General features: G+C 70.2%; 1 protein-coding gene. It reads left to right on the top strand.

The annotated features are described in order from the left end of the window. Positions 1-103: 103 nt before the first annotated feature. Positions 104-1,445: protein kinase domain-containing protein (locus ON45_RS21950; protein ID WP_158412547.1), on the top strand; the 1,342-nt coding region annotated here is incomplete at its 3' end.

The raw sequence follows: 1,445 nt of genomic DNA, 5'->3' as shown, positions 1-1,445 counted from the left end.
CGCTCCGTGCGCGAACTGTTCACGAGAACGTCGGGTTGTGTGGTGATTCCGTGGGGAATGCCGGAGTGAGCAGGTGCGTTCCCACTAGCGTTTGATGACGACCATGTCATCTGCGACTCCCACGATCATCGCTGGCCGTTACGAGCTGCAGCGTCGCCTCGCTCAGGGCGGCATGGCCGAGGTCTGGCTCGCGATCGACCTCACCCTCGACCGCAAGGTTGCCGTCAAGTGGTTGAAGCCGATGCTGGCGACCGACCCCGTCGTCGCCGAGCGATTCCGGCGGGAGGCGATCGCCGCCGCGAGCCTCAACCATCCGAACATCGTCGCCGTGCACGACGTGTTCGAGCAGGACGGTCGCCAAGCCGTCGTGATGCAGTTGGTCGACGGCAAGAGCCTGCGCCAACTCCTCGACACGCAGAACCGGCTCAGCCCCGAACTCACGTGCCACATCGGGACCGGTGTGGCGATGGCCCTCGACAATGCGCACCAGGCCGGCTTCGTCCACCGCGACGTGAAGCCCGGCAACATCATGATCACGCCCGACGGCCGCGTGCTGCTCACCGACTTCGGCATCGCCAAGGGCCTCAAGGGCGACGGCAGCGACGACCTCACGAGCGACAACATCATGATGGGCACCGCGAAGTACCTGTCTCCCGAGCAGGTGCGCGGCAAGAAACTCGACGGCCGTGCCGACTTCTATTCGCTCGGCCTCGTGCTCTACGAGTGCCTCGCCGGACGCGTCCCGTTCCTCGGAGAGACCGACGCCGACACCGCACTGGCACGGCTCCAGCGGGACCCCACCGACCTCGCCCGGCTCCGGGCCACGCTGCCGACGCGCCTCGTCAAGGTCGTCCACGCCCTCCTCGCGCGCCGCCCCGAGGACCGTCCGGTCGACGGCGCCGCGCTGATCGCCGAGTTGAAGGGGGCCCAGGAAGACGGCCCGCCCCAGTTCGACGTGACCGCCGACGAACCGTCGCCCGTCGCTCCGTTCTCGGCCGGCAAGCTCGTGCGCGCTCCGTCGGACACCCGCGGTCGGGCTCAGGACCGCAGTCGCGGCATGCGCCAGCCGACACCGCCGCGCGGCAAGGAGTCACGGGCCGGCGACGGTCGCGCCGGTCCCGACAAGAAGCGCCGACCCACATCGCCTGACCAGGGACATCGCGCTGCGGAGTACCGGACGGTGAACAGTGGACCCGTCGGAATCCCCGGCGAGCCTCACGTCACCGGGCGGGTTCCGATCGCGCCGCCACAGACGCCTTCGAGCCGCGTCGCGGTCACCCGCGCCGATGCGCCGCCACCGGTTCATCCATCGGAACGCGCCGCGCCACCTCCGCCGACGCGCGAGCGCACCCCGTCCGCGGGTCAGCAGCGCGCCGCGCCGGGCCGGGGCATGAGCCACAAGCTCGCGCCGTCGGCGTACATCGTCGGCGGCCTCATCGCCGTCG

The organism is Ilumatobacter nonamiensis YM16-303 (assembly GCF_000350145.1).
GTDB classification, from domain to species: domain Bacteria; phylum Actinomycetota; class Acidimicrobiia; order Acidimicrobiales; family Ilumatobacteraceae; genus Ilumatobacter_A; species Ilumatobacter_A nonamiensis.
Note: the sequence above shows the minus strand (reverse complement) of the source record. Positions and strands in the feature narration are given on the sequence as shown.